Here is a 21,119-nt window from a genome sequence, read left to right on the forward strand (position 1 = left end):
GCATGATCTCGACCTCACGCAGCTTCCCGATGATCTCCTCAGGCTTGTGCTTCTTGGCAGGCATGCGTCGTCCCTTCCTTGATCCAGACTGTCATAGTCGATGGACCACTCAGAAGGGGGCAGCTCAAGATATCGATTTCGACGGTACGGCTACCGTTTAGGGTGATGAACGGTCGCTTTCTCCTATCCATCGCCTGATAGCCGCCCCCGATTGAATAGAGCCTACCGCCCTTATCCAACCCCGCCCCGGTTGTGTCGCCGAGGTTGAAGCCACGGCAGAAGCCTCCGTGTTCCGCGTTGCCGATATCGACCGCAGCAAAAAACGCATTCAGTCGCTGTACCGGTGCTGACAGGGCAATGACGCGGGGATCAGCCTTATCAAGTGGCAACAGCGCGCCCTTAATCTTCTTCCTTCGACACCGCTCTGATCCTGCTCGCAAGGTAATAGGTTGTCGAACATGCGAAGGGCGGGGCTTGGATATGAAATGACGCTCATAGTCAGCCAGAAACACTCCATAGAGCGCTGCAAGCTCAAGTAGCTTAGGTGTTGCCCATAATTCCGTTGCCGGCGCTGTAACGCCTTCTTTGGCGCTTGGCCTTACACCGGGGATGGTATCGATATAACCGGTAGCAAGCAGTCCGTTAAAAGCATCAATGAACGGATAATAGCCGATGGTCGGGAAGCCGGGCACTTCATCCCCTTGCCTGTTGAAGGTAACTGCATCCTTTGTACGAAAACATCGCCTTGGCGGTTCCATAGCCTTCGCGCGCAATAGATCGGCCAACATTGCTCCAACAGCATTTCCTAGCTTCTTGGTTGGCTTGTATTTCTTAGCCAACTTCCTGTGAACGATTCCAACTAGATCGTTCTGCAGATTCATTGCTTCTTCTGAATGAGTCTTACCATTCAAACTCATGAAGACTGGCTTATTAGATTCCTTTGATACTGATTCTAAAACTAAAACTGATTCCATGATTGTAATTAAATTACCTTATATGTTAAAATTAGAAAAGGAAAGGAAGAGAAGACAATAAGGAACTATAGGCATAATGTTTTTAAACACAGCAGGACACAAGTTACCTTATGTTTAGGTATATTTAGACGATGTGTTGAATGCACGTTTATCCTCCGCTTCCGAACACATCGAAAACGTTAAATTTAACACGCCCAAAAAATACGAACATCAATCCCCAAGGGGAATTGCGCGGCACGGCCGGTAGAAAAGACTACCGGGATGGATTTACCGCGCAATCATGTGAACCTCACGGAAGCGCGGTCACGTCGAACAATCAATTGCCGCTGACAAACGGCGTACCGGCAAAGTTTCGCGACGCAGAATCCAGTAGTCACCAACACTCTCTGCCACCCACCCCCGCCTTGCAGCTTCGGTAAGTACGAGCCGTGACTCCGAGTAGCGAACGACGCTGGCAGCCTTGATCCGAACCGGACCACCCTCCCGCGCAACCTTGGAATTGGCGAACAAGTTGCTTGCCCATGTTTCAGGTCTGACCCAACGCGCCATATCATGAGCTTCCGTTGGCGACGAACCGCTCAAGGTCCGCCAACCAATAGAACCGCCGACCGCCCACCTTGAAGCTAGATGGCCCGTAGCCTTTCAAGGCCCAATTTGCGAGCGTTGCCGGTGCAAAGCCAAGAAAATCAGCCGCCTCCTTACGGTTCAGACGAGCCATACCATGACCCACTTCAACGAAAACGTCGCGTTTTCGAAAATGCCCCGGAGTCGATGATTTGACACTCATACAATATATCCTTCATTGGTCAGGGATGCCGAGTCGCTCGACTCCGCGTGGCCTGCCTATGATCGGTTGGCCTGCGGCACAATGCTTAGTGTAAGCGATACTCTAAGCACTACCATCTACACTAGTAGACGACTATAGTAAGGACCACACTCTAGTGACTACTCGCTACTCAAAGCTATCGCGAAACCAACTTCGGTTGTTGCAACCCGGCCAGAAAGTGAGTGAGCGCGGGATCGAGGTCACACGGACCAAGAAGGGCGACCTAAGCTACACCGTTGCCATTATGGTGGACGGCAGACGCATTCACACAACCTTGGGGTTGGAAAGTGAGGGCGTAACTAGGCAGCAAGCCGAGGACGCTGTGGCGGCGTTTAAAACCCGTGCGCGTGAGGGGAGGCTCGATCTCCCAACTGGTCGCAAAACCCACCGGACATTTGCAGAGGCGGCAAAAGAGTACCTGCGCCGGATGGAAAGCGGCGGCGGTAAAAACATGAAGGCGAAGCATAACCATCTAGGCGAGTTGGCCACCGCCACCGGGAAGAAGCGCAGCAAGGCAGATGGGCCTTTGCTTCGCGCGTTCGGCAAATACCGAGCGGACAAGGTGACGACCTTCGACGTTCAGCAATACGTTCAACACCGTATGAGCGCGGGGATCGCTCAAGCGACTGTCAACCGCGAACTCGCGACCCTATCCCACGCCTTCAAGCGCATGATCGAATGGAAATGGATCAAAGCCGAGGACGCACCTGCGATCAAGAAGGGTGAAGAACCCCGCAAGGCGATTACCGTATTGAGCGACACCGACATTGCCGCGCTTTCGAAAGCTGCGGCCTCCGATCAAGACAGGCTTCTAGGGCTGTTCGTCGCGTGTGGCCTAAACACAGCAATGAGACATAGCGAAATTTTGCGCATTCGCTTCGATCAAATCGACTTTGACGCACGTCGAATCTTCGTTGCCAAGGCAAAAGCAGGCAGCAGAGAGCAACCGATCACCAACGGGTTGGCTGCTATGCTCAAAGCCGCGCAGGAAGCGTCATCGGATCGAGTTGGCTGGGTCTTTCCGTCTAGCCGACAGAACGGGAAATATCCTCACCGGCAAAGCATGGCAAAACAGTTTCTGCGTGCGGTGAACCGAGCCGGTTTGACCCCATCAAAGGTGACACCCCACATCATGCGTCACACGGCAATCACGACGTTGGTGCGTGAAAATGTCGACGTCCCTACGATCCAGAAGATTAGCGGGCATAAAACGTTCTCGATGGTCCTTCGCTACGTCCATATCCACGGGCGACACATCGACGATGCCATTGCGCGGTTGGATACACAGGAGTTTGCGATTTCACAGGATTTACACAAGGCAGGTTCGGCAACTTCTGCTGCCAAAGCTGCATAGCCCCAAAAACAGCGGAAAACCGCTGGTACGGACGGCGGGACTTGAACCCGCACTCCCAAAGGGAAGCGGATTTTAAGTCCGCTGCGTCTACCGATTTCGCCACGTCCGCAGGCAAGGGGCGTTCCAAGCGGATCGCCGCGCTGCCGTCAAGCCGCGCCCTGTCGCAGCGTCTGGATGATCCCGGAGAAATCGGTCGCGGCGTTGCCGTCCTCCACGAAGCGGGCGTAGAGTTCGGCGGCACGCGCGCCCATCGGCGTGTCGGCGCCTGCCCCCGCCGCCGCCTGCATGGCGAGCCGCAGATCCTTGAGCATCAGCGCGGCGGCGAACCCGCCCTGAAACCCGCGATCGGCGGGCGTTTCCGGCCCCACGCCCGCGACCGGACAATAGCTGGTCATCGACCAGCACTGGCCCGAACTGACCGACGAAATGTCGTAGAAGGTCTGCGGGTCCAGCCCCAGTTTCTCCGCCAGCGCGAACGCCTCGCAGGTCGCGATCATCGACGCGCCGAGCAACATGTTGTTGCACATCTTGGCGGCCTGGCCCGCGCCGCTTGTCCCCGCATGGATCACCGCCTTGCCCATGTCCGACAGGAACGGTTCGGCCTTGGCAAAGGCCGTGTCGCTGCCACCGACCATGAAGGTCAGCGCGCCGGCATTCGCGGCGGCGATCCCACCCGATACCGGCGCGTCGACCGCGTGCAGTCCCTTCGTCCGGGCGGCTTCGGCGACCTTCCGGGCGGTATCGACATCGATCGTCGAACAGTCGATCAGCACCGCGCCGGTATCGACCGTATCGAACAGCGCATCGTCATAGATTTGCGCGACATGGGCGCCGGCAGGCAGCATCGTCACCACCGCCTGTGCGCCGGCGGCCGCCTCCACCGCATCGGCTACGACCAAGCATCCCGCCGCCTTCGCGCGCGCCAGCGCCTCGGCGGACAGGTCGAACGCGCGGACGTCATGCCCTGCCTTCGCCAGATTGGCCGCCATGCCCCCGCCCATATTGCCGAGGCCGATAAAGCCGATGCGTGCCATTGCGTGCTCTCCTACCGCCCGGTCCAGTTGCCGGGGCGCTTCTCGACAAAGGCGGTCATGCCTTCCTTCTGGTCCGCCGTGCCGAACAGCCCGTGGAACAGGCGGCGTTCGAACTGGACCCCCTGTGCCAGCGTCGTGTCGAACGCGGCGTTGACCATTTCCTTGTTCGCCTTGACCGCCAGCGGGGCCATGGCGGCGATCGTCTGGGCAGTCTTCACCGCTTCCTCGACCAGATCGTCGGCGGGCACGATGCGCGCGACGAGGCCGCAGCGTTCCGCTTCCTCCGCACCGATCATCCGGCCGGTGAGGCACATTTCCATCGCCTTCGCCTTGCCGACCGCCCGCGTCAGGCGCTGCGACCCGCCCATGCCCGGCGTCACGCCCAGCTTGATCTCGGGCTGGCCGAACTTCGCGGTGTCGGCGGCCAGGATGAAGTCGCACATCATCGCCAGCTCGCACCCGCCGCCCAGCGCAAAGCCGGCGACCGCCGCGATGATCGGCTTGCGGGTGCGGGTGAAGGCGTCCCAGCCGCTGAAATGGTCGCCGCCATACATGGCCGCGAAGTCCATTTCCTGCATCTCCTTGATATCCGCCCCGGCGGCGAACGCCTTTGCCGACCCGGTGATGACTGCGCAGCCCTGGGTCGAGTCGGCATCGAACGCGCGCATCGCGTCCAGCAGTTCGGACAGGATCTGCGCGTTCAGTGCGTTCAGCGCCTGCGGCCGGTTCAGCGTGACCAGCGTCACGGCATCGCGGCGTTCGACGAGTATGGTTTCATAGTCGGACATGCGGGTTCCTCGAACTCAGTACGGCTGCCATTCATCGGCGGGGGACAATGGGGCAAAGATTCGGTCGATCATGTGGTCGCTGACCGCGGCCGGCGTGGCCGGGTCCCATTTGGGCGCATGATCCTTGTCGACGATCACCGCCCGCACGCCTTCCACAATGTCGGGCCGTTGGACGATGCGGGTGACGACGGCATATTCCTGTCGCATCTCGTCCTCGAAGGTCGGCATGGTCGCCCCGTCGAGCAGCAGCTTCAGCGACACCTTGCACGACAAAGGTGACCGCTGACGCAGCGTCGCCAGCTGTGCCTGCGCCCAGTCCGACCCGTCCGCCTCCAGCGCGGCCAGCACTTCCTCGAAATCGTCGCTGGCAAACAGCCGGTCGATCGCCTCGCGCTGCGACAGAATCGGCGCGTCGCCCGCCGGCATCGCATGGTCGGATAGGATCGCCTCCGCCGCCAGCGGATCGGCGGCAATCGCCTGCTTCACAGCATCCAGCGTCTCGGCTGGCAGCAAATGCGTCGCCAGCCCCAGCGCCAGCATCTCCGCCCCGTCCAGCCGCGCGCCGGTCAGCGCGAGATACTGGCCGATCCTGCCGGGCAGGCGCGACAGATACCAGCCGCCCCCGACATCGGGGAACAGGCCGATCGCGGTTTCCGGCATGGCGAAACGGCTGTTCTCGGTCGCGACCCGCAACTTGCACGGCTGCGAAATGCCGACCCCGCCGCCCATCGTCACCCCGTCCATGAAGGCGATGGTCGGCTTGGCATAGGTGAACAGCCGGTGGTTCAGCCGATATTCGGTCGCGAAGAAGGCGCGCGCGGCGGCGCCATCCCCGGCGCTGCTCTCGGCAATCATGCGGATATCGCCGCCGGCGCAGAAGCCGCGTCCCTCGGCATGGTCGATCAGGATCACGTGGACCGCCGGGTCCTCACGCCATTGCTCCAGCGCGGCGAGCATGGCGTCGCACATCGCGTGGTTCAGCGCGTGCAGTGCCTTGGGCCGGTTCAGCCGAATCCGGCCGGCATGGCCTTCGACCATGGTCAGCACGTCGCTCATTTCAGCAGGTCCCGCCCGACGATCATCCGCATCACCTGGTTCGTGCCCTCGAGGATCGAATGGACGCGAAGGTCGCGCCAGAAGCGTTCGATCGGATAGTCCATCAGATAGCCATAGCCGCCATGCAACTGCAGCGCCTGATCGACCACCTTCGATCCCGTATCGGTGGCGAAGCGTTTCGCCATCGCGGCGAAGCGCGTCTTGTCGGGGGCGTTGGCGATCACCTTGGCCGCGGCGGTATAGAGCAGCGCCCGCGCTGCCTCCAACTCGGTCGCCATGTCGGCGAGGGTGAACTGCGTGTTCTGGAAGTCCGCAATCGGCTTGCCGAACTGCTGCCGCGCCTTGGTATAGGCGATCGCCTCGTCGAGGCAGCGCTGCGCCCCGCCCAGCGAACAGGCGCCGATGTTCAGCCGACCGCCGTCCAGCCCCTGCATCGCGATCGAAAAGCCCTGCCCCTCGGCGCCGACCAGATTGGCGGCAGGCACGCGCACTTGGTCGAGGATCACCGCACGGGTCGGCTGCGAATGCCAGCCGAGCTTGCGTTCGTTCGCCCCGAACGAGACGCCCGGCATGTCCTTCTCGATCAGCAGGCACGAAATGCCCTTCGGCCCCTCGCCGCCCGTGCGGACCATGACCAGATAGACGTCATTGTCGCCCGCGCCGGAGATGAACTGCTTGGTACCGGTGACGATATAGTCGTCCCCGTCGCGCACCGCCTTGGTCTTCAGCGCCGCCGCGTCCGATCCCGACGACGGTTCGGTCAGGCAATAGCTGGCGAGCTTGTCCATCGTCACGAGGTCGGGGAGGAAGCGCGCCTTCAACTCGGCCGACCCGAACGCATCGAGCATCCATGCCGCCATGTTATGGATCGAGATGAAGGCGGAGGTCGACGGACAGCCATAGGCCATCGCCTCCATGATCAGCGCCGATTCCATCCGGCCAAGCCCGATCCCGCCCGATTCCTCGGACACATAGATCGCCGCGAAGCCCAGCTCCGCCGCCGCCTTGATCGTGTCGCGCGGGAAGATGTGCTTTTCGTCCCATTCGGCGGCATGGGGCGTGATCGCATCCGCCGTGAACCGGCGGGCAAGCTCCTGAATCTCGCGCTGGTCGTCGGTCAAATCGAACTGGGTCACGCTTCACTCTCCATTATCGCTTCGGCCTCGATCTCCACGCGCCATTCGGGGCGGAGGAGCGCTGCCACAACCAGCATCGTCGCGGCAGGCCGCACGCTGCCGAAAATCCTGCCATGCACCCGCCCCACCGCATCGGCATCGGCCGGGTCGGTCAGATACATGCGCGTGCGGACCACATCGTCGATCCGCTCGCCCAGTTGCTCGATCGCCTGCGCGATGATCGCGAAGCAGCGTTCCGCCTGTCGCGTTGCGTCACCCGGCGTGCTGCTGCCATCGGCCTCGACCGGAGCCGTACCCGATACGAGGATGCGGTCGCCGACACGCACCGCCCGGGCAAAGCCGATCGCGGCCTCATAGGGCGAACTGGAGGCAGTGTGTCGCCGCGCCGTCACTTCGCCTCGTGCAGCACGCGCTGCCGATAGAGGGGGTCGGCGATCGACAGCGTGTTGCGCTCATACCAGCGCGGTGCCGGCACGCCGTGTTCCCACGCCATTGCCTCCAGCAAATTGCCCTGCGCCGATGGGGTGTCGGGCTGCGCCTTCGCGATCGGATCGCGATAGGCGGCGTCGGCAGTCACGATCTCCCACCCCTTCTTGCGAAGGCCGGCCACCAGATCGGCGATCCAATAGGCGGCAAGGTCGGTTTCGTGCAGCAGCATCACCTGCACCGGCTGCCGCCCCAATGCCTTGCGGGCGAGGGCGTCGGCAAACTCGGCGGATTGGACATGAGTCTCCACATAGAGGTCGCGCAGGGCGTCCATGTCGATCGGCTTGCCCGCCTTGCGCGCGTCGGCGGTCAGGTTTTCGATGTTCCAGTCCGACCCGTCGACCGTGACATAGCCGTTCGACAGCTTGCGCGCGGCAAGCCCCGAGCGGACCGCATCGCGCTTCGCCTTGTCGGTGCCGCCTTCATCGAGGAAGGGAAAGCGGAACCATGGCCGCAGTCCCTTGCGACCCATCAGCCACCCGCTCGCCCGGTCGATATCGGCCAGATAAGCTTCAGCCGTCATCGACTTGAGCGCGGGGTGGCTGAAGCTGTGATTGGCGATGACGTGCCCCGCCCGGACATAGGCCGCAATCCGCCGCTCGCCCCCCGCCCCGTCCGGCGTCGCCAGATTGCCCGGCACGACAAAGAAGGCGGCCTGCCGCACCTTCGCCTCGCGCAGCCCGGCGATGATCCGCTCGGTCCGTTCTTCGGGCGTCAGAAACGGTCCGCGTGAGCGCGGCGCATCGTCGAAGGTCAGCGCGATACGTTTCTGGGCGATGGCGGGGACGGCCGTCGCCAGCACCATCAGCATGGCCATGATCAGACGTCGCAGCATCTTGGAAATTCCCTCGGGCACAGCGTGACCAGTCGACATGGTGCGATTAGCCCCCCTTCTCGTCACCCCGGACTTGATCCGGGGTCCCGCTTTTTCTCGTCCGCCGCAGAAGGAGCGGGACCCCGGGTCAAGCCCGGGGTGACAGGGAAAAGCGATGTCGGGACACACGTGACCGACCATCTCACCCCATCGTGGGAATGACGAACGCATCCTGCGTCCGCGCCGCCGCGCCGTCCTCGGCCTGGGTGCCCATCGCCGATCCGTCGGGCCAGCGCTGGGTGATCGTCTTCACCTTCGTCCAGAAACGCACGCCTTCTTCGCCATGCTGGTTCACGTCGCCGAACGCGCTGCGCTTCCACCCGCCGAAGCTGTGATAGGCGACCGGCACCGGGATCGGCACATTGATGCCGACCATGCCGACATTCACGCGGGCCGCAAATTCGCGCGCGGCATGGCCGTTGCGGGTGAAGATCGCGACGCCATTGCCGTACTGATGCTCGCTCGGCAGGCGCACGGCGCTTTCGAAATCGTTCGCGCGGACGATCTGGAGCACGGGGCCGAAGATTTCCTCGCGGTACGATTCCATCTGCGGCGTCACATGGTCGAACAGCGTCGGGCCGATGAAGAAGCCGCGCTCATGGCCCTGCAGGCTGAACCCGCGTCCGTCGACCACCAGTTCGGCGCCTTCCTCGACACCCTTGGCGATCCAGCCTTCGACCCGCGCCTTGTGCTGCGCGTTGACGACCGGGCCGTAATGGGCGTCGGCATCGGTCGACACGCCGACCCGCAGCGCGGCGATGGCGGGGATCAGTTTTTCGCGCAGCGCCGCCGCCGTCTTGTCGCCGACTGGCACCACCACCGGCAGCGCCATGCAGCGCTCGCCCGCCGATCCGAACGCCGCACCGGCCAGATCGGCAACCACCTGGTCGAGATCGGCGTCGGGCATGACGATGCCGTGGTTCTTGGCCCCGCCCATCGCCTGCACGCGCTTACCCGCCGCGACGCCGCGCTTGTAGACATAATGGGCGATGTCGGACGACCCGACGAAGCTGACCGCGCCGATCGCCGGATGGTCGAGGATTGCGTCGACCACCGTCTTGTCGCCATGGACGACCTGCAGGATGCCCTCCGGGGCGCCCGCCTCCAGCATCAGTTCAGCGAGGCGCACCGGCACCGACGGGTCACGCTCGCTGGGTTTCAGGATGAAGGCATTGCCGCAGGCGATGGCGACGCCGAACATCCACATCGGGATCATCGCCGGGAAGTTGAACGGGGTTATGCCCGCACCGATACCCACGGGCAGCCGCATCGAATAGACATCGATCCCCGGCCCTGCGCCCTGGGTGTAATCGCCCTTCAGCAAATGCGGCACGCCGCAGGCGAATTCGATGACGTCGAGGCCGCGCTGGATATCGCCCTTGGCGTCGGCGATCACCTTGCCATGCTCGCTCGACAGCAGCTCGGCCAGTTCCTGCATGTTCGCTTCGACCAACTGCTTGAACGCGAACAGCACGCGGGCGCGCTTCTGCGGGTTGGTCGCGGCCCAGCCGGGCTGCGCCGCCTGCGCCGCCGCCACCGCGCGGTCGAGATCGGCGGCGGTGCCGAGGCGGACATGCGCCTGCACCTCGCCGCGATTGGGATCGAACACCGCGCCGGTCGCGCCGTCCGTTGCCGTCTTGTCGCCCGCGATTACATGATCGATGACCCGCATAGTCTCTCCTGTCGGCTCGCGGTGGCTGGTCTGTCGCCGACTCATCCGCGTGTAATTTTATTGCTTTTGGCATAGCCGTACTCAGCGGGCAATCGCCGGAACCAGATTCCGGCGCGGTCGCTTGGGGCTGCAATGAACGACACCTCTCCCCCGGCCCGCGCGCAAGAGACGGTGAAGGTCCGGTCGCGCTTTCGCTATCGCCTGACCTCATCGGTCATCAACGCACTGATCTTTTCCTCGCTGATCGGCGCGGTCAGCGCGCTGGTACGGGTCGGGCCAGCGGGCTTTTGGGACGCGTTCGTTCAGGGCGCACCGATCGGCTTCATGACCGCGCTTCCCGCCTCGCTGCTGGTCGTGCCGCTGGTGCAGCGGCTGGTCGACCGGCTGTTCGGCATCGACCCGCCCGAATGACGGGAAGCGCGGGCAATCGCCCCTACCCCAGCTTGAACTCGTCGAACTTGATCGGGTCGCGCGCCGGATAACGCGTGTCGAACGCATAGGAGGTGAGCAGTCCGGTGCCGGTATCGAACACGGTATAGGCGGTGATGTCGTTGCTGGTCAGGAACGGCACGTTCTGCGTCGCGCCGGCCAGTTCGACCTGCGGATTGCGCAGGGTCGGCAGCGCCATCGGCCGGTCGTGCGGATCGTCCTCGCGCGGGTAATCGTCGGGGTTCCAGCGCAGCGAGGTGAGGCCGGCGACCTGCGCCTCGGTCGGCGGACCCGAACGGCGCGGCGACAGGTTGCTGACATAGGCGCCATAGCTGTTCCCGACGTTCGACGTCTCGATATAGTGCATGTTGCCGACCTTGCTGCGGCACCACAGATGCGAATGGCCGACCTGCACCAGTTGCACCCCTGCGGCGGTCAGCAGCGGTTCGATATCGTTTCGCCACAGGTCCTTCGACAGCGGATAGTCATATTTGACGTAGCGCATCCGCCCGGCGTCCAGCACCGGCTGAATCTGCCCGTTCCATGTCGCGCGGTCGATCGGGAAGGCGAACGGCCCCATGGTGCGGATCGCGCCGGTCGCGTCGGTGTACTCGAACGTCGCCTCGGTCTGCGCCATGACCGGCGTGGCATTGTCGCCAAGGCCGAACACCGACTGGTGGACGAGCACGATCTTGTACTTGGCCGAACGGAAGGCGTCGCTGGCCAGCACTTCCTGCAACCACTGATATTGCCGCGACCCCCTGGCGAAGGGATGGAACTGGAAATCGCCGAAGCCCCAGGCGGACGGATCGTTGATCGCCGCCGTCGCCTCGGTCAGCTTGCCGCGGCTGTTGGCGGTCCAGCTGCGCCAGATGCGGTTGCCGTCCATCGCGATCAGGAAGGTGTCGCCGATCCGCTGCGCATAATAGCGCCCGCCCTCCGGTCCCTGCGGCAGGGTGAAGATCTCCTCGTAGGAAATCGTCTCGTAGCTACTGTCCTGGATCCAGCGTTCGCGGATCGCGGCGTCGCCCGACGGGTTCACCGTCGCCGCGACGCGGTCATAGCGCAGTTCGGCATACCAGCGCGGCTGCGGATCGTTGAACATGGTGTTGAGGTTGTTCGCCGGGTTCCACCGCCCCGAATATTCGTGATTGCCGAGGATCGGATAGATCACGCCGCTCTGGAGCAGCGGCCCCCCGGTATAGGTCGATGCCGGCTGCCATTTGCGTATCGTCCCCTGCAACGCGCCGAAGAACGGCGGCAGGTTGAGCGTGCCATTGTCGAACCATTCCGACGCCCGGTTGGGCACGTTGACCAGATCGCCTGCGAACAGCACGACGTCGATCGGCGCCAGCGTCTCCGCCACGCGTTCGTAATTGGCCGACGCCATCTTCTTGAGCTGCAGGTCCGACGTCAGCAGGAACCGCGTCGCCTGTCCCGCCGCCGGCAGCGGTTGCAGCGTGCCTTCGCTGCTGCGCATCGTCTTGTTGCCGTCGCTGCTGATCGCGACATAGCGCTGCCGCCCGGCCGATGCCGACAGGCCGGTGACGACCGCTTCGTGCCGCCAGATGTCGCGCTGGGTCAGTCCCGCATAGCTGCGGCCGGTAACGGTCGAGCTGGCATCCTCATACATGCGCGACAATTTGGTCGAGGTCGCCAGCACCTGCTGCCCGAACCCGCTGCCGTAGCGGACGGCATGGTCCCTGCCCCGGAATTCGGTGAACCACACCACCCGCACCGAATCGGTGGTCGGCAGTTGCAGGAACGGTTCGGTCAGCACCAGCGGCTCGGCGACGAACGTCTCGGTCGGCAGCGCCGCGCTGGTCGGGGTCGGTGTGGGAGTGGGCGTCGGTCCCGGCCTGGCGATCAGCCCGCTGCCGCCATCGTCGCACCCGACCAGCAACCCGCTGGTCGCCGCCGCGATCAACCACCCCGTCCGCTTCGTGAAACTGCGCCGATCCATGTTCGCCCCCATGTCGTTCGTTCGAACGTCGCTACGCAGCGGCGATGACGGGGGCGTAACGAGCCCGTGACAGTTCGGGGACGGCCATAACGCGCAGCTATGCGCCCATGCCCCACCGCCATTCGTCGGACGCCATTGACAACGCAGTCAGATTAATAAGATAAATTGATTGCATAAATCCGGACGACTGCGTCACGGGTCAGGGAGAGGCAGATGCCGGCACGTTTTTCGACCATCCTCGCCATGCTATGCGCGGGAGTGTGCGCCGTTCAGCCGGCCGCAGCGCAGGAGGTGCTGGACACCGATCCCAACACGCTGGCCCCGTCGAAGGACCCCAAGCGCGTTCCCAACGGCTTGGCGCAGACGCCGCCGATGGGGTGGAACAGCTGGAACAAGTTCGCCTGCAACGTGAACGAAAAGGTCATCCGCGCCACCGCCGACGCCATTGCGTCGAACGGCATGCGGGAAACGGGTTACGAATATGTCGTGATCGACGATTGCTGGCACGGGACGCGCGACGCCAACGGCTTCATCACCGAGGATCGCGAGCGCTTCCCGAGCGGACTGAAGGCGCTGGGCGACTATATCCATGGCAAGGGGCTGAAGTTCGGCATCTATTCTGATGCCGGCACCAAGACGTGCGGCGGTCGGCCCGGCAGCCAGGGGCATGAGTATCAGGACGCGATCCAATATGCCCGCTGGGGCGTCGATTACCTGAAATACGACTGGTGCTCGACCGGGGTCCGCAATGCCGAGGAAGCCTATGCCACCATGGCCGACGCGCTGAAGGCGAGCGGCCGGCCGATCCTGTTCTCGATGTGCGAATGGGGCAATAACCGGCCTTGGCTGTGGGGTCAGAAGATGGGCAATATGTGGCGCACCACCGGCGACATCACCGACAAATGGACCGGCAAGCATAATTACAGCTGGGGCGTGGCGTCGATCGTCGACATGAACGAGCCGCTCTGGCCCTATGCCGGGCCGGGCCACTGGAACGACCCCGACATGCTCGAAGTCGGCAATGGCGGGCTGACCGACACCGAGTATCGCGCGCATTTCTCGCTCTGGGCGATGATGGCCGCACCGCTGATCGCGGGCAACGACGTCGCGACCATGAACCAGGCGACGCGCGACATCCTGCTCAACCGCGAAGTGATCGCGGTCGATCAGGACAGGCTGGGCCAGCAGGGTCGCCGCGTGGCGCGCGACGGCACCAGCGAGGTGTGGGTCAAGCAGATGGCCGATGGCGGGCGTACTTTGCTGTTGTGGAACCGGGGCGAGACGCTGGCGCGGATCACCGCCGAGTGGACGACGCTGGGCCTGCCCGCCGACGTCCGGTTGAAGGCGCGTGACCTGTGGGCGCACAAGGATCTGGGGCGGATGTCGCGGCGTTACAGCGCCGAAGTCGCGCCGCATGGCGTGGCGATGGTTCGGTTGAATCCGTAGGGTCGTCCCACAATCCTCGTCACCCCGGACTTGATTCAGGGTGACGCTTCTACCGACGCTGGCGTCCAATCAATATTGACCGGACGTCATCCCAGCGAAGGCAGAGATCTCCCGGTGGCAGCACGGCGCAGGAGCCGCTGGAGACCCCAGCCTTCGCTGGGGTGACGCCCAGTATTTACCGCGCCCACACACCCTTGTGCCCCTCGATCGCCTTGCCGATCGCATCCGCAATCTTCGTGTCGTCGGCGACGTTGGGGTGGAAATGGCATCCGCCGAAGCTCAACCCCGTCACCGGCACCACCGCGAGGCGGGTTTCGCCGGCCGCGCGCAGCTTGTCGCCGACCTTGCCGACTTCGCGTGCGATCTCGCCCCCGGCCAGATCGGTCGCCCACAGCACGAAGAACGCCCGCGGGCTGCGGCGGCGCAGGTCCTGCACGAAGCGGACATAGCGGTTTTCGTAATCGGCGTGGAGCGCGTCGCGGCTCTTCCAGCGCTCCTCCGGTTTCAGCGGGGTGGAAAAGTCGTTGGTGCCGAGCGCAATGACGATCACCTGCGGCTGCCAGTCGGCATCGTCGGCGGGCGTCTTTCCGTCGAACAGCGCGTATGGATAAGCCTCGGGCACGGTCGGCGCGGCGAACCCGCCATAGTTGCGCACGATCCCGCGCCCGGAAATGGCGTTGACCCGGTAGGCCGCACCGTAGCGGCGTGACAATTGCCCGGCGATGCCCTGCGACGTATCGGTCGTCTCCCACACCTGCCCCTCGGTACAGTCGCGGGCGGGTGAGGCGTTGCCATAGCCAACGGTGTGCGAATCGCCGATGAATTCGATCGCGCGCGCCCGGACGGCCGGGGCGGCGAGCGGGGTCGATCCGGCGGGCGCGAACAGGCCGCCGAACGCAGTGGCGCCGGCCTGCGATTCGCTGACCACATCGACGCGGACGCGGTGGCGCCCCGGCCCGTTCGCCTTCACCCGGTAGCGGCCGGGCGCGGGCCGGACCAGCGCGACGGGGGCGGCGGCGTCGATGCGGACGCGCAGCGATACCTCGCCCGGCCCCACCGCGACATCGACCGCCGGCCCCTGAAAGCTGCCTTCGAAATAGGTGCCGGGCCATTGCCGGCGATAGCGCGCCAGATTGCCCTCCCCAGCGACCACCCGCCCGCCGATGCGCAGCGGCAGCGCGCGGCCGGCGGGGGCATCGGCGGGCAGCGGGCGGAGCGCGAGATCGGCGGGGGTCTGGGCAGCGGCACCGGCGGCGCCCAGCACCAGCATCAGCGGCAGGCCCGCGCGGAACAGGGACAGGGGCATCGACGTCTCCTCCAGCCGGCGCGCAGGCTGCGCCACAAAAACGGTGTCTTTTGCCGCGCATAGCTGGCACGCACGGCCCGTCCAGCGGAAAAGACGGGCGACGGAAGAAGAAGATGAGCGACTGGATCGACAAGGCCGACCGCGTGACCGAAGCGGCGATTCCGACGGATGCCGCCGGGTTCGATGCATTGCTCGATGCGGCGCGCCCGGTGGTGCTGCGCGGCCTGGTCGCCGACTGGCCGGCGGTGGCGGCGGCCGCGCAGGGGCCGGCGGCGATGGCGGCCTATCTGCGGCGCTTCGACGGGGGCAAGCCGCTGGGGCTGTTCGCCGGTCCGCCTGCCATTGACGGGCGTTTCTTCTACCGCGACGACATGCGCGGGTTCAATTTCGAACGCGGCAACATTCCGCTGCCGGTGCTGCTCGACGCGCTGCAACAGGCGGCGGGCGAAACCACTCCGCCCGCCTTCTATGCCGGGGCAAGCGCGGCGAAGGATTATTTCCCCGGCTGGACCCGCGACAATGTCCTCCCGTTGCCGACCGGCGACGCCACCGCGCGGCTGTGGGTCGGCAATGGCAGCCGAGTGTCGGCGCATTTCGACATGGCGAGCAATGTCGCGGTGGTCGTTGCCGGGCGGCGGCGCGTCGTGCTTTTCCCGCCCGAACAGATCGCCAATCTGTATATCGGCCCGCTCGACGTCACCATGGCGGGCCAGCCGGCGACGATGGTCGATATCGAGCGGCCCGACCATCGTTGCCGGGCGGCGGCGCGTCGTGCTTTTCCCGCCCGAACAGATCGCCAATCTGTATATCGGCCCGCTCGACGTCACCATGGCGGGCCAGCCGGCGACGATGGTCGATATCGAGCGGCCCGACCCGGCGCGCTTTCCGCGCTTTGCCGAGGCGCAGGGTCAGGCGATCGTCGCCGATCTGGGACCGGGGGATGCGATCCTGATCCCGACCTTGTGGTGGCATGAGATTCGCGCGACCGGCGCGCTGAACGTGCTGGTCAATTACTGGTGGACGCGCGGCACCCCCGATGCGCCGTTCCTCGCGCTGGTCCATGCGATCCTCGCGGTACGCGACCGGCCGGCAGCGGAGCGTGCGGCGCTCAGGACATGGTTCGACCATTATGTCTTTGGCGACGACGCGCCGGCGGTGGCGGATCACCTGCCGGTCGAGGCGCGCGGGGTGCTGGGGGCGCCGGGGCCGGAGCGCGATGCGCGGATACGGGGGTATCTGCGGCAGATGCTGGGGGGTTGAGGGGCCCCGCTCGTCATTGCCGCACAGGCGGGAATGACGAAGAGGCGGGTCATCACTCCAACCGCATCAGCACCGCGCCATGCGACGGCAGGGCGGCGACCGCCGCCGCCGTGGCGCTGCGCATCTGGCGAAGGGCGCCGGCCAGCCGCTCCTCGTCCAGCGCATCGGCGACCGGGTCGTGGCCGACCGGATCAACCCCCTGCCCCAGCAGCACCGCGACCCAGCTGGGCATCGCGAACAGCTCGTCCTCATAGCGGAACACGCGGCCCTTGTGCCGGAACAGGTCGAGCTTGCGCGTCAGGCTGTCGGGCACGTCCATCGTGCGGACATGGTCCCAGAAGGGGGAATCGTCGCGTGCCGTCGCGTGGTAATGCAGGATGATGAAGTCGCGGATCGAACGGTAATTGTCCGCCATCTGCCGGTTATATTCGTTGCGCTCGACAGTTGAGAAGCTGCGGTCGGGGAACAGCGCGAACAGCTTGGATATGCCCTGCTGGATCAGGTGGATGCTGGTCGATTCGAGCGGTTCGAGGAACCCGCCCGACAGGCCGATGGCGACGACATTGCCCTCCCACATCCGGTGGCGCTGTCCGGCGGTGAACGACAGGCGGCGGGGGGCTGCGGTGGGGGCGGAATCGAGGCGGGAGAGCAGCAGTCGTTCCGCTGCGTCATCATCGATGAAGCGGCTGCAATAGACCACGCCGTTGCCGGTGCGATGCTGCAGCGGGATGCGCCATTGCCACCCCGCGACATGCGCGGTGGCGCGGGTATAGGGCAGCACCGGCTCGGTCCGTTCGCTCGGCACCGCGATGGCGCGGTCGCAGGGCAGCCAGTGCGACCAGTCCTCGAACCCCACGCCCAGCGTGTCGCCCAGCAGCAGCGAGCGGAAGCCCGAGCAGTCGATGAACAGGTCGCCCGCAATCCGGCGGCCATCGTCCAGCACCACCGCCGCGACATGCCCGTTGTCCGCGCGCTCGACGGCGACGATGCGCCCCTCGACTCGCGCGACGCCGTCCGCCTCGGCCCGGCGGCGCAGGAACGCGGCGTAGAGCGTCGCGTCGATATGATAGGCATAGGCCATGCCCGACAGCGGCGAGCGCGGATCGCCGACCGGCGGGCCGAAGGCGGCGGCGCGGGCGGCGACGGTGCTCGGTGAATAATCGGCGATCGGGCCGATGCCGGCCTGGCCGCGGAGCTTGAGCCACAGCTGGTGGAAATTGATCCCCTCGATATCGCGGCCGAAGCTGCCGAAGGGGTGGAAATAGCCGCTGTCGGGGCGGTGCCAGCCGGCGAACTCGATGCCGAGCTTGAAGCTGCCCTTCGTCTCGCGCAGGAACTCCGCCTCGTCGATGCCGAGCAGCTTGTTGAAATTGAGGATCGACGGGATCGTCGCCTCGCCCACGCCGACCGTGCCGATCGCGTCGGATTCGACCAGCGTGATGCGGCGCTGCCCGTCGTCGAGGAAGCGCCCGGCGGCGGCGGCGGTCATCCAGCCGGCGGTGCCGCCGCCGACGATGACGACATGGGCGATGGGGTCGGTCATGCGGAATAGTCCAGTGCGGCGAGTCGGGCGGCGAGGTCGTTCAGCAGGCGGGCGGCTTCGGCAGGTGCGACCGACAGCGCGATCGGATCGGGCCGTTCGGGCCGCATCCCCTGCCCCAGCAGCACCGCGGTCCACGCGTCGCGCTGGACCAGTTCCTCGTCCGCCGGCACCACCTGCCCCCGTCGCGCGAACTGGGCGAGCAGGCGGTCGAGCGATGCAGGGCAGCTGTTGTCGCGCAGGCGGTGCCAGAAGGATCCCTGTATGCGTCCGCGACCGTGATAATACAGCCCGAGAAAGTCGCGCATCCGACCGGCCTGCAGCCCCGCGCGGCGGTTATATTCGGCCTGCAACAACGGCTCGGGATCGCGTGCGGGGAGCAGTTCGAGCAGCAGCGCGAGCTGGCCGAGCGCGAGGGTGAAGCCAGCGCGGCCGAGCGGGCCGGGCTGCACCGCCGCATCGCCCAGCGCGATGATCCGGCCGGCAAAGGAGGCGGTCAGGCGGCCGGGCGCGATGATGATCCCGTCCTCTTCGGTTTCGACGCGGACGCCGGGCCAGATCGCGTGCCAGCCCTTGGCGGTCGCGCGGTAGCGGTCGGTCGTGCCGGGGTCGTCGTCGCTCGGGACGAAGGAGACGTGGTCGGCAGGCAAAGCGTCACGCCAATCCTCGAACGCGCGGTCGCTGCACAACAGGCGCGCGGGGCCGCTGGCATCGATCAGCAGGTCGGCGGCGACGCGCGTGCCGTCCTGCAGCCGGATGGCGTCGTCTGCCTCGACACCGGCAAAGGGTGCCGCAAAGCGCACCCCGGCCTGTCCGCCGATCGACGCCAGCGCCTTTGCCATGCGGGCTGGATCGAGATGCAGCGCCGGCTCGACGCGCGGGTCGGTGATCCCCGCCGCCGCCGCGACGCAGGACGGGTTCAGGGCGTGAAACGGCGGCACCCGCTCGCGGGCATTCCGCGCACGCAGCCACAGAGCGGACAGGCGCCCTGCGGCCAAAGTCGCGGCGGCATCGTCACCGACCATCCAGTCCGTGCCCTCGCGGCTCCAGTCGGCAAAGACGCTGGCATAGCGCGGCCGGGCGACCCCGCGCGCCAACAGCAGGTCGGGCGGCATGCCGATCCGCGCCAGCACGTCATGGACCGACGGCAGCGCCAGCGGGAAGCGGTCGGCCAGCGCATCGGCCGGGACCGGGGCCGGCACCAACGTCACCTCCGCCGCCGGCAATGCCTGTTTCACCGCCACCGCGCTCACCAGCGCGACAGGCCCGCCGCCGACCACCGCGACCGATCGCAACGCGCTACGCACGTTCATGCCAGCCGCTCCAGCGCCGCGTCATGGGTCGGCATCGCCGCCACCCGATCGGCGATCGCCCGGGCCAGCGACCCCAAAGCCCGGTCCAGCCCGGCAGCATCAGGCAAATCGGCGCGCGGGTCCCAGCCGTCCGGGACCACCCCCTGCCCCAGATAGACCGCGACCCAACTGGGTTCGAGGAACAGGCCATGGCTGTACTTCGACACTTGCGCGCTCCCCCGCCACAGCGCCAGCTTATCCGCCAGCGTTTCGGGGATCGCCATTGTGCGGACGTGGCTCCAGAAGGGCGAATCGTCGCGCGTCGTCGCGTGATAATGCAGGATCAGGAAGTCGCGGATGCGGTCATATTCGGCATCGATCGCCGCATTGAACCCGTCGCGATCGACCGGCGCCACCTGTTGCCCCGGAAAATGTTCGATCAGCGACGTGATCGCCGCCTGCACCAGATAGATGCTGGTCGATTCGAGCGGTTCGAGAAAGCCCGACGCCAGCCCGACCGCAACGACATTCCCGACCCAGCTCCGCCGCCGCCGCCCGGCACGAAACCGCAGGAACCGCGGCTCGGCCAGCGCCGGCCCGTCCAGTCCGGCGAGCAGTGCGGCGGCGGCTTCGTCGTCGGACACATGGCCGCTGGCATAGACATAGCCATTGCCGACCCGGTGCCTGAGCGGAATGCGCCAGCGCCATCCCGCCGGCATCGCCGTCGCGCGGGTATAGGGTTCGATCACCCCGTCGGGGCTGGCACAGGGCACCGCCACCGCCCGGTCGCACGGCAGCCAGTGCGACCAGTCCTCCCACGGTTCCCCCAGCGCTTCGCCCAGCAACAGCGAGCGGAACCCCGAGCAGTCAACGAACAGGTCGCCCTTGACCCGGCGGCCATCGTCCAGCGTCACCGCGCGCACGGTGTCGCCGTCACGCTCGACCGCGACGATCCGCCCCTCGACCCGCGTCGCGCCGCGTGCCTCCGACCAGTCGCGCATAAACGGTGCGAAGCGGGTGGCGTCGAACTGATAGGCATAGCCGAACGAGGTCGTCGGGTCGTTCGGATCGCCGCCCGGCCGTTCGAACCGCCGCTGCTCGGCCGCCGTTACCCCGGCGGAAAAGGCGCCGATCGGCGGCATCGCCCCCGCGCTCGCCCGGCGCAGCCAGTAATGATGGAACGCAACGCCCCCCAGCGGCCGGCCATAGGTGCCGAAAGGATGGATATAGCGGTCGCCGATCGCGCCGAAGTCGCGAAACTCGATGCCGAGCTTATAGGTCGCCTCGGTCGCCGCCATGAACGCCGCCTCGTCGACGCCGAGTCGTTCGAGATAGAGGCGCAGATGCGGTAGCGTCGCCTCGCCCACGCCGACGATGCCGATCGCTTCCGATTCGATCAGCGTGACGGTGCAGGCCGCCGGCAGCAAGCCGACCAGCCCCGCTGCCGTCATCCATCCCGCCGTACCGCCGCCCACGACGACGACCCGGACCGGATTGCACCTATCCTCCATCCCCTCGACCATCCGCTCCCGTCGCCCATCTGTCACCGTGAGGACACACTGACAACGTTATCGGCAATTGGGAAATCGATTTATACTATTTCTGTTGTGTTGCTGAAATCGCGGTCCTACCGGGACGATAACCCGCGATTGCGAGGTTGTTGACCGCGTCCATAAGGGACAA

At 65.4% G+C, this 21,119-nt stretch carries 18 protein-coding genes, 1 tRNA gene and 1 pseudogene; 5 read left to right on the forward strand and 15 right to left on the reverse strand.

Annotated features, from left to right (window positions below):
- Nucleotides 1-38 precede the first annotated feature (38 nt).
- Nucleotides 39-974 carry a hypothetical protein gene (locus CA237_RS04250; RefSeq protein ID WP_126013073.1) on the reverse strand — a complete coding sequence of 312 codons (936 nt, stop codon included), beginning with the start codon at nucleotides 972-974 and terminating at the stop codon, nucleotides 39-41.
- Between the two features lie 550 nt (nucleotides 975-1,524).
- Nucleotides 1,525-1,761 (reverse strand): helix-turn-helix domain-containing protein, encoded by a 237-nt coding sequence (locus tag CA237_RS04255; RefSeq protein ID WP_241215433.1) that lies wholly within the window; start codon nucleotides 1,759-1,761, stop codon nucleotides 1,525-1,527.
- Nucleotides 1,762-1,957: 196 nt separating this feature from the next.
- On the opposite strand from CA237_RS04255, the gene CA237_RS04260 reads away from it, so the two are divergent.
- Nucleotides 1,958-3,154: a site-specific integrase gene (locus CA237_RS04260; RefSeq protein WP_232307996.1), complete on the forward strand. Its 1,197-nt coding sequence runs from the start codon at nucleotides 1,958-1,960 to the stop codon at nucleotides 3,152-3,154.
- Between the two features lie 23 nt (nucleotides 3,155-3,177).
- Here the strand turns inward: CA237_RS04260 and CA237_RS04265 are convergent.
- From CA237_RS04265 to CA237_RS04300, 8 genes are all read right to left on the reverse strand, one after another.
- Nucleotides 3,178-3,263: transfer RNA gene (locus tag CA237_RS04265), tRNA-Leu, on the reverse strand.
- A gap of 37 nt (nucleotides 3,264-3,300) precedes the next feature.
- Nucleotides 3,301-4,188: a 3-hydroxyisobutyrate dehydrogenase gene (gene mmsB / locus CA237_RS04270; RefSeq protein ID WP_066691366.1), complete on the reverse strand. Its 888-nt coding sequence runs from the start codon at nucleotides 4,186-4,188 to the stop codon at nucleotides 3,301-3,303.
- Between the two features lie 11 nt (nucleotides 4,189-4,199).
- Nucleotides 4,200-4,976 (reverse strand): enoyl-CoA hydratase, encoded by a 777-nt coding sequence (locus CA237_RS04275; protein ID WP_066691368.1) that lies wholly within the window; start codon nucleotides 4,974-4,976, stop codon nucleotides 4,200-4,202.
- A gap of 15 nt (nucleotides 4,977-4,991) precedes the next feature.
- Nucleotides 4,992-6,032, reverse strand: coding sequence for an enoyl-CoA hydratase/isomerase family protein (locus CA237_RS04280; protein WP_066691377.1), 1,041 nt, complete (start codon nucleotides 6,030-6,032; stop codon nucleotides 4,992-4,994).
- Nucleotides 6,029-7,168 (reverse strand): acyl-CoA dehydrogenase family protein, encoded by a 1,140-nt coding sequence (locus tag CA237_RS04285; protein ID WP_066691380.1) that lies wholly within the window; start codon nucleotides 7,166-7,168, stop codon nucleotides 6,029-6,031. Before CA237_RS04285 ends, CA237_RS04280 begins: the two co-directional genes overlap by 4 nt.
- Nucleotides 7,165-7,560 carry a RidA family protein gene (locus CA237_RS04290; RefSeq protein ID WP_066691383.1) on the reverse strand — a complete coding sequence of 132 codons (396 nt, stop codon included), beginning with the start codon at nucleotides 7,558-7,560 and terminating at the stop codon, nucleotides 7,165-7,167. The genes CA237_RS04285 and CA237_RS04290 overlap by 4 nt, the downstream gene beginning before the upstream one ends.
- Nucleotides 7,557-8,489 carry a polysaccharide deacetylase family protein gene (locus CA237_RS04295; protein ID WP_126013076.1) on the reverse strand — a complete coding sequence of 311 codons (933 nt, stop codon included), beginning with the start codon at nucleotides 8,487-8,489 and terminating at the stop codon, nucleotides 7,557-7,559. Before CA237_RS04295 ends, CA237_RS04290 begins: the two co-directional genes overlap by 4 nt.
- A gap of 181 nt (nucleotides 8,490-8,670) precedes the next feature.
- Nucleotides 8,671-10,200, reverse strand: coding sequence for a CoA-acylating methylmalonate-semialdehyde dehydrogenase (locus tag CA237_RS04300; protein WP_066691386.1), 1,530 nt, complete (start codon nucleotides 10,198-10,200; stop codon nucleotides 8,671-8,673).
- A gap of 132 nt (nucleotides 10,201-10,332) precedes the next feature.
- Between CA237_RS04300 and CA237_RS04305 the strand changes: the two genes are divergently transcribed.
- A complete protein-coding gene (locus CA237_RS04305) occupies nucleotides 10,333-10,611 on the forward strand; it encodes a DUF2798 domain-containing protein (protein ID WP_066691389.1) in 279 nt (92 codons plus the stop codon).
- A gap of 22 nt (nucleotides 10,612-10,633) precedes the next feature.
- Here the strand turns inward: CA237_RS04305 and CA237_RS04310 are convergent, their stop codons facing one another.
- Nucleotides 10,634-12,592, reverse strand: a complete 1,959-nt coding sequence (locus CA237_RS04310; RefSeq protein WP_164523829.1) for a metallophosphoesterase — start codon at nucleotides 12,590-12,592, stop codon at nucleotides 10,634-10,636.
- A 213-nt stretch (nucleotides 12,593-12,805) separates the two neighbouring features.
- Here CA237_RS04310 and CA237_RS04315 point away from each other — a divergent pair, with 213 nt between their 5' ends.
- Nucleotides 12,806-14,038, forward strand: a complete 1,233-nt coding sequence (locus tag CA237_RS04315) for a glycoside hydrolase family 27 protein (RefSeq protein WP_241215434.1) — start codon at nucleotides 12,806-12,808, stop codon at nucleotides 14,036-14,038.
- A gap of 175 nt (nucleotides 14,039-14,213) precedes the next feature.
- Here CA237_RS04315 and CA237_RS04320 read toward each other — a convergent pair whose 3' ends face one another.
- A complete protein-coding gene (locus CA237_RS04320; RefSeq protein ID WP_066691415.1) occupies nucleotides 14,214-15,344 on the reverse strand; it encodes an SGNH/GDSL hydrolase family protein in 1,131 nt (376 codons plus the stop codon).
- A 113-nt stretch (nucleotides 15,345-15,457) separates the two neighbouring features.
- On the opposite strand from CA237_RS04320, the pseudogene CA237_RS20115 reads away from it, so the two are divergent.
- Both CA237_RS20115 and CA237_RS20120 read left to right on the forward strand, forming a co-directional pair.
- A pseudogene (locus tag CA237_RS20115) lies at nucleotides 15,458-15,955 on the forward strand (cupin-like domain-containing protein); the annotation flags it as partial.
- Complete coding sequence (locus tag CA237_RS20120; protein WP_277600132.1) at nucleotides 15,954-16,604, forward strand: cupin-like domain-containing protein; 651 nt, start codon at nucleotides 15,954-15,956, stop codon at nucleotides 16,602-16,604. The pseudogene CA237_RS20115 and the gene CA237_RS20120, both read left to right, overlap by 2 nt.
- A gap of 52 nt (nucleotides 16,605-16,656) precedes the next feature.
- Here the strand turns inward: CA237_RS20120 and CA237_RS04330 are convergent, their stop codons facing one another.
- From CA237_RS04330 to CA237_RS04340, 3 genes are read right to left on the reverse strand one after another with little or no spacing between them, the layout of a single operon-like run.
- A complete protein-coding gene (locus CA237_RS04330) occupies nucleotides 16,657-18,147 on the reverse strand; it encodes a tryptophan halogenase family protein (RefSeq protein WP_066691401.1) in 1,491 nt (496 codons plus the stop codon).
- Nucleotides 18,144-19,457, reverse strand: a complete 1,314-nt coding sequence (locus tag CA237_RS04335; protein WP_066691407.1) for a tryptophan 7-halogenase — start codon at nucleotides 19,455-19,457, stop codon at nucleotides 18,144-18,146. The genes CA237_RS04330 and CA237_RS04335 overlap by 4 nt, the downstream gene beginning before the upstream one ends.
- Nucleotides 19,454-20,959: a tryptophan halogenase family protein gene (locus tag CA237_RS04340; protein ID WP_232307998.1), complete on the reverse strand. Its 1,506-nt coding sequence runs from the start codon at nucleotides 20,957-20,959 to the stop codon at nucleotides 19,454-19,456. The genes CA237_RS04335 and CA237_RS04340 overlap by 4 nt, the downstream gene beginning before the upstream one ends.
- Nucleotides 20,960-21,119 lie beyond the last annotated feature (160 nt).

It is taken from the genome of Sphingomonas sp. ABOLH, assembly GCF_003951715.1.
GTDB classification, from domain to species: Bacteria; Pseudomonadota; Alphaproteobacteria; order Sphingomonadales; family Sphingomonadaceae; genus Sphingomonas; species Sphingomonas hankookensis_A.